7 protein-coding genes are annotated in these 7147 nt (G+C 70.4%); 5 read left to right on the forward strand and 2 right to left on the reverse strand.

The genetic code is table 11. The features are described 5' to 3' along the window. Positions 1–369: 369 nt before the first annotated feature. Genes AB0M08_RS46865 through AB0M08_RS46880 form a run of 4 tightly spaced genes read left to right on the forward strand, consistent with a single transcriptional unit; the run spans position 370 to position 3858 of the window. On the forward strand, positions 370–1857 hold the full coding sequence (locus AB0M08_RS46865) for an NCS1 family nucleobase:cation symporter-1 (protein WP_364508679.1): 1488 nt from the start codon (positions 370–372) through the stop codon (positions 1855–1857). Further along, positions 1854–2618 (forward strand): aspartate/glutamate racemase family protein, encoded by a 765-nt coding sequence (locus AB0M08_RS46870; protein ID WP_364508682.1) that lies wholly within the window; start codon positions 1854–1856, stop codon positions 2616–2618. Before AB0M08_RS46865 ends, AB0M08_RS46870 begins: the two co-directional genes overlap by 4 nt. Before the next feature lie 16 nt (positions 2619–2634). Then, positions 2635–3150, forward strand: a complete 516-nt coding sequence (locus AB0M08_RS46875; protein WP_364508685.1) for a SigE family RNA polymerase sigma factor — start codon at positions 2635–2637, stop codon at positions 3148–3150. Positions 3151–3159: 9 nt separating this feature from the next. Continuing rightward, the gene (locus AB0M08_RS46880) at positions 3160–3858 is read left to right on the forward strand and encodes a hypothetical protein (protein ID WP_364508687.1); all 699 of its coding nucleotides are present in this window, start codon (positions 3160–3162) and stop codon (positions 3856–3858) included. Positions 3859–3918: 60 nt separating this feature from the next. On the opposite strand, the gene AB0M08_RS46885 is transcribed toward AB0M08_RS46880, so the two are convergent. Both AB0M08_RS46885 and AB0M08_RS46890 read right to left on the reverse strand, forming a co-directional pair. Beyond that, a complete protein-coding gene (locus AB0M08_RS46885; protein ID WP_364508689.1) occupies positions 3919–4563 on the reverse strand; it encodes an MBL fold metallo-hydrolase in 645 nt (214 codons plus the stop codon). Then, the gene (locus AB0M08_RS46890) at positions 4560–5261 is read right to left on the reverse strand and encodes a maleylpyruvate isomerase N-terminal domain-containing protein (RefSeq protein WP_364508692.1); all 702 of its coding nucleotides are present in this window, start codon (positions 5259–5261) and stop codon (positions 4560–4562) included. Before AB0M08_RS46890 ends, AB0M08_RS46885 begins: the two co-directional genes overlap by 4 nt. A gap of 174 nt (positions 5262–5435) precedes the next feature. Between AB0M08_RS46890 and rsgA the strand changes: the two genes are divergently transcribed. After that, positions 5436–6488: a ribosome small subunit-dependent GTPase A gene (gene rsgA, locus AB0M08_RS46895; RefSeq protein ID WP_364508695.1), complete on the forward strand. Its 1053-nt coding sequence runs from the start codon at positions 5436–5438 to the stop codon at positions 6486–6488. Positions 6489–7147 lie beyond the last annotated feature (659 nt).

Here is a 7147-nt window from a genome sequence, read left to right on the forward strand (position 1 = left end):
TGAGGGCTTCACCCGCTTCCACTGCCTCCACAGAGGCCGATCACCCTACGAAATACCTGCTCAGCGAATCACGGGCCGAGAACGCAACAGCCCTGGCCCTCGTGGCCTCAGGATGATTGTCGAGAGGCCGAGGTTTGCCGGTCAGGGACGGCGTCGGCGTATCGGCCAGGGTCGGCCTCCGCGCAGGAGTCCGATCTGGGTGGAGGGGCGCTGAGCCCGCTGGCGTCGGAGGACCGGGAGTACCGGAGCGCCCATCCGCCGGCCGGTGGGATCGTGTACTTCGCGGACTGACGGCCCGGGGAGCGGAACGCAGGAAGATATACCGTTCCGCACATCGGGGTGAAACAGCTGCTACCTAGCGTGACCCGCATGGCCGATACCTCTCTGAGCAGCCACGAGGACATGGTCGAAGCCGCCGGGATGCCGGTCGGCGGCGGCGTGATCAAAGACGGATACGATCCCCGGCTCACCAACGAGGACCTGGCGCCGTTGCGCAGTCAGCGGTGGGGGGCCTACAACATCTTCGCGTTCTGGATGTCCGATGTGCACAGCGTCGGTGGGTACGTCACCGCGGGCAGCCTGTTCGCGCTGGGGCTGTCGAGCTGGCAGGTGCTGGTCTCGCTGGTCGTCGGCATCACGATCGTCTACTTCTTCTGCAACCTGGTGGCGAAGCCGAGCCAGGTGACCGGGGTGCCCTACCCGGTGATCAACCGGGCGGCGTTCGGGGTGCTCGGGGCGAACGTGCCGGCGATCATCCGCGGGTCGATCGCGGTCGCCTGGTACGGGATCCAGACGTACCTCGCCTCGGCCGCGCTGGACGTGGTCGTACTGAAGATCTGGCCGGGGCTGGCGCCGTGGGCCGATGTGGACCAGCACGGCTTCCTCGGCCTGCCGACCCTGGGCTGGGGCACGTACGCGCTGCTCTGGGTGCTCCAGGCGGCGGTCTTCTGGACCGGTATGGAGACGATCCGCAAGTTCATCGATTTCTGCGGGCCCGCGGTCTACGTGGTGATGTTCGTGCTGGCCGGGTACCTGATCTCGCAGGCGGGGTGGGGTGCGATCGACCTGAACCTCGGTGACGTCGAGTACCACGGCTGGGACGCGCTTCCGGTGATGCTCGGCGCGATCGCGCTGGTGGTGTCCTACTTCTCCGGGCCGATGCTGAACTTCGGGGACTTCTCGCGCTACGGGGCGTCGTACCAGAAGGTGAAGTTGGGGAATCTGCTCGGCCTCCCGGTCAACTTCCTGATGTTCTCCATCCTGACCGTGGTCACGGCCAGCCTGACCGTGCCGGTCTTCGGTGAGCTGATCACGGACCCGGTCGCCACCGTCGCGAAGATCGACAGCACGTTCGCGATCGTGCTCGGCGCGCTGACCTTCACGATCGCCACCATCGGCATCAACATCGTGGCGAACTTCATCTCGCCGGCGTTCGACTTCTCCAACGTCAGCCCGCAGCGGATCTCCTGGCGGGCCGGCGGCATGATCGCGGCGGTCGGCTCGGTGCTGATCACGCCGTGGAACCTCTACAACAACCCGGACGTCATCCACTACACGCTCGAGACGCTGGGCGCCTTCATCGGGCCGCTCTTCGGGGTGCTGATCGCGGACTACTACCTGATCCGCAAGCAGCTGGTCGACGTCGACGCGATGTTCACCCTCGACCCGCAGGGGAAGTACTTCTACCGCAAGGGCTACCACCCGCCGGCGATCGCCGCCACCGCGATCGGTGCGGTCGTCGCGGTGATCCCGGTGCTCTGGACCGGTGGGCCGGGCATGCACACGATCGCGCAGTACAGCTGGTTCATCGGCTGTGGCCTGGGCTTCCTGATCTACCTCGGGACCGCTCGGAAGTGACGCGCATCCGGGTCGTCAACCCCAACACCACGGCGTCGATGACCGCACTGATCGGGGCGAGCGCCCGGGCCGTAGCCGGTCCGGGCGTCGTCGTCGAGGCGGTCACCTCGTCGATGGGCCCGGCCTCGATCGAGAGCCACTACGACGAGGCCCTCGCGGTCCCGGGCCTGCTCGCCGCGATCGCCGACGGTGAGCGGTCCGGAGCGGACGGCTATGTGATCGCCTGCTTCGGCGATCCGGGACTGGACGCGGCGCGCGAGCTGGCCGCCGGCCCGGTGGTCGGCATCGCCGAGGCCGCGATGCACGCCGCGACGATGGTCGGCCGCGCTTTCAGTGTCGTCACTTCCCTCTCCCGTACGACCGGAAGAGCCCACGACCTGGCGCGGAGGTACACCGCCTCCGGGGCGTGCCGTGGGGTGTGGGCCTGCGACATCCCGGTGCTGGAGTTGGACGACCCGGCCGTCCTGCCCCGCGTGGCGGCGAGCGCCCGGACCGCCCTGGACCACGACGGCTCCGACGTGATCGTGCTCGGCTGCGCCGGGATGGCCGGGTTCTGCGCATCGCTCTCGGTCGAACTCGGCGTCCCGGTGATCGACGGTGTGTCCGCCGCGACCCTGCTGGTCCAGTCCCTGGTCACGCTGGGTTTGCGGACGTCACGACGGGACGAGTACGCTCCGCCGCTCGCCAAGCCGTACACCGGAACGCTAGAGATCTTCGGATCGTGCAACCCGAATGGGGTGGGGCCCGTCAGGGAGGCGTGAGAGCGAAGGAGGTCTCGTGAGAAGCGAGCGCGACGAACAGTTCCACCGGTTCGTGTCGGCCCGGCGCTCCGGCCTGGTGCGTACCGCCACCCTGCTGACCGCGGGTGACGGGCATCTGGCCGAAGACCTGGTGCAGTCGGCGCTGACCAAGCTGTACGTGGCCTGGCCGGCGTATCAGCGCGCGGAGAACAAGGACGGCTACCTGCGCCGGACCCTGGTCAACGCGCTGATCGACGAGCGGCGGCGCTGGTGGCGGCGGCGGGAGCAGTCGATGGCAGACGTGCCCGACCTGGTCGCCGCCGAGACGGGGACATCACCCGGTGAGCTCACCGACGGGTTACGCGTGGCCCTGAAGGAGCTGCCACCGCGGATGCGGGCGGCGCTGGTCTTCCGTTACTTCTACGACCTCGACGTCGCCGACACCGCCGACGCCCTCGGTTGTTCCGAGGGCACGGTGAAGAGCCAGACCGCCCGGGCGCTCGACAAGCTCCGGGTGGTTCTCGGCCAGAACCCGTCTCCCGCCCACCTCTGAACAGAGAGCATGCAGATGATGAACCTGCGCGACCAACTGGACCTGCTCGCCGGTCCGCCGGCCGAGCCCACCACCGCCCAGGTCGACGCCGACCTGGCCCGCGGTAAGGGTGCCCTGCGCCGCCGCCGGGCACTGCAGGCCGCCACCGGCTCGGCCTTCGCCATCGTGGTCGCCGCCGCGGCCATCGCGTTCACCTCGACCGGCACGCCCGCGGTCAGCACCCCGGTGGCCACCGGCACGACGGCCACCGGCACGACGGCCACTGCAGCCGCCTTCGACCTGGTCGCCTACAAGGGCGAGCAGCCGAAGGGCTTCTCGATCGACAAGGTCCCGGCGGGCTGGGAGGTCCAGGGGATCAGTGAGAGCGCGCTGACCCTGGGCCCGATCGGTGCCGAGCCGCACAACAGTGACGCGCCGCCCGGCGACGACACCGCGGACGACGACCCGGACAGTTTCGTCGGCAAGGCCGTGGTGATGCTCCAGTCCCTCGACGAGGAGGGCACCCCGGAGGGCGAGAGCGTCAAGGTCGGCGACGTGACCGCCACCCTGGTGGACAAGCAGGGGGCGCACACCCTCTACGTCCCGCAGGAGTCCGGCATCAACATCCAGATCCAGGTCTGGGACACGATCGGCTGGTCCGCCGACGACATCGCCGCGTTCGCCGAGACCATCCACGTCAACCCGAACGCCAAGCAGGGCCGCGGCTGATCTCCACCACGGGGGATGACCTGGTCCCGGGCACGCCAATTGCCCGGGACCAGGGGTCTGTCACCAGCCGCGCTCGCGCCACTCGCCGAGGTGCGGACGCTCCGCGCCGAGCGTCGAGTCCCTGCCGTGGCCCGGGTAGAACCAGGTGTCGTCCGGGAAGCGGCCGAAGATCTTGTGCTCCACGTCGCCGATCAGGCTGTCGAAGTCCTCCTTGACGCCGCGGGTGTTGCCCACGCCGCCCGGGAAGAGGCTGTCCCCGGTGAAGAGGTGGTAACGGCCCCCGTCCGGTTCCCGGTAGGCCAGCACGATCGAACCCGGCGTGTGGCCCACCACGTGGATCACCTCCAGGCGGTGGCCGCCGACCTCGACGATGTCGCCGTCCCGGAGCGTGCCGGTGACCACCGGCAGCTCGGGCGCGTCCGCGGCGTGCGCCAGCGACTCCGCGCCGGTCGCCGACACCACCTCGGCCAGGGCGAACCAGTGGTCCCGGTGCCGGTGCGTGGTCACCACCGTCCGCAGGCCGACCTCGCCGGCCAGCTTCAGCAGCTCCGGCGCGTCGTTCGCCGCGTCGATCAGCAACTGCTCGCTGCCGTCGCTCAGCAGGTACGCGTTGTTGTCCATCGGGCCGACCGACACCTTCATCAGCGTCAGGCCGCCGCCGAGATCACGGGTCCCGGGGGCCTCACCGGTGTACGGGGTACTCATCTCCACCTCGCGGGTCGGGGTAGCTCGCCGTCCGGCGAGACGGTCAGGCCGGCGCCGTCCGCCCGGCCGATCAGCCACGCGGCGAGCGACCGGGACGGTCCGCCGACGGCCGGGCCGTCCGCCGCGCCGATCACCAGCGGATGCTCGGCGCCGGCCGGGTGCAGCACCATCGCGGGCGTGCCGGCCGGCGGGTCACCGGCGAACTCCCGGAGCAGCCGCAGCGCGAAGCCGTCGGTCCACTCCTCGGGCGTATGGTCCAGCGCCAGGTCGACGTGGTGCACCGCGACCTCGCGCAGCCGGTTCCACGGGACGATCGCCGCGGACCGGCCCAGCGGTGGCAGCACGAACGCCCACGCCTCCACCGGCATCGCGGCGGCCGCGTCGGCGAGTCGCTCGTGCGCGTCCCGGATGTCCGCGAAGTGCTCGGCCGCCGGTCGTGCCGCGCCCGCCTCGATCTCCGCGTCGCGTGCCTCGCGGGACGGGTACATCGGCGTCTCCACCCCGGTCCGTGCCCAGGTCAGCAGCCGGTTGTAGCCGTCGGCGTTGCGCGCCAGGTGGGTGAGCACGTGCCCGGCCGTCCAGCCCGGCAGCAGCGAGGGCGCGCCGATCGCGGCGTCGTCCAGCGCCGCCATGGTCCGCAGCAGGGCCTCGGTCGCCTCCTCGACGTCCGTCATCAGCACCAGCGGATCGATCGTCACCCGCCGACCCTATCCGGAAATCGCTTTCGCGGTACGTGGGCGCGAACGTACCGTCGTTCGCAGACGCGCCGCTAGATCGAACCCGCGGAGGAGGTGAGGCACGTGCTGTTCGGAGTCGTGGTCGCGTTCCTGCACCCGGGGGCCTTCGCCCCTTCTCGACCGTAAAGGGTTCCCATGTCGTACGACCTGTCCCAGCTCGGCTGGGACGAGACCTTCGCATCCTCGTACCGTCCCTATGACCGCTCCGACGCGGCGCCCGGCCGGGTACTGCGGGCCGACCGCGGCGTCTGCACCGTGCTCACCGCGGCGGGAGTCACCCGTGCCAGCCTGGGTGGCAACGCACTGTTGGAGGGCGCGCACGACCCGGCGAGACTGCCGTGCGCCGGGGACTGGGTGGTGCTCCGGCACTGGCCAGACCGGCGGACCACACTGGAGCTCGTCCTGCCGCGGCGGACGGCACTGATCCGCCGTACCGCCGACAAGGACTCCAGCGGCCAGGTGCTGGCCGCCAACATGGACACCGTCGCGGTCGTCGAACCGATCCATCCCGAGCCCGACGACGCCCGGGTCGAACGTCTGCTCGCCCTCGCCTGGGAATCCGGCGCCGACCCGGTCCTGGTCCTCACCAAGAGCGACACCTCCCGCCACGTCGACGCGGTCGCCCGCCAGCTCGCCGAGCTGGCCCCCGGCGTCCCCGTCCTCCCGGTCAGCGTCCAGCGCGGCACCGGCCTGCAGCCGCTGCGTGACCTGGTCACCCCCGGCCGCACCCTGGCCCTGCTCGGCCGCTCCGGCGCCGGCAAGTCCACTCTGGCCAACGCCCTGGCCGGCACCCCGGTGATGCCCGTCCAGGCCACCCGGGACGCGGACGGCAAGGGCCGGCACACCACGGCGTACCGCAACCTGATCACGCTGCCCGCGGGCGGCGCCGTCCTCGACACCCCCGGCATCCGCGGCGTCGGCCTCCTCGACACCGACGGCGGCCTCGACCGCGCCTTCGCCGACGTCACCGACCTGGCCGTCCGCTGCCGCTTCGACGACTGCTCCCACAACGCCGAGCCCGGCTGCGCCGTCCAGGCCGCCCTGGCCGACGGCTCCCTCCAGCCCCGCCGCCTGGCCAGCTACAACAAACTCCACCGCGAAGTCGCTGTGGAATCCCGCCGCCGCTCGGTCCGCCTGGCCACCCGCCGCCGGCGCCCCCCATCCCCGCCGTCCGCCGACCGTTTCTGACCACATCGCCCCGCGCCGGCCGGGCCCGCCCCTCACCGGCGCCCGGCCGTTGGGCCTAGACGGCAGCCGCCCCAGCCGGAGAGGTCCGCGGGGATATCGGCGAGTGTCAATCCCCGAGATCGTGGAGGGCTCTGTTATGCGGCTTGAGCCCTCCGGGCTTCGGCCATGAAGCGTTCGTAGTCGATGGGTGACATGCCGTCGCAGGCGCTATGCCTGCGGTGCAGGTTGTAGAAGTCGACGACCCGGGTGGAAATCTTCATCCTGGACCTGACCACCTGGACCCGATTGCTCGGCCTGCACGACCAACCCGACCTTGCCCACGCCGAACCCGACACCCTGCGTTACCAGCAGAACCCTGCACCTGCCAGCAGAAAGACTGCCTCCCGAGAGCCCGGAGACCTCGCGCGTCCACAGCGACATGCGGCGAATCCACCTCCGAACCCGGTGGACAAAACGGTCAAGCCGAAACGGTCAGGCAGTGGGCCAATCTCTCTGACGGATCGAGGTCAAGGGGCAATGCCGTTCATAAGGGCATCGGTGCTGGTCAGCGTGGTGAGCTGACGGAGGCTTGACAGGCCGGTACGGTCATCTGCCGTGACCTCGTCTGTAGTGGAGCCGTTGCCGCGGCCGCAGGGCCGCCTGACCGACCACATCGCGCT

Origin of the sequence: Actinoplanes sp. NPDC051851, from assembly GCF_040681165.1 — a bacterium.
Taxonomy (GTDB): domain Bacteria; phylum Actinomycetota; class Actinomycetes; order Mycobacteriales; family Micromonosporaceae; genus Actinoplanes.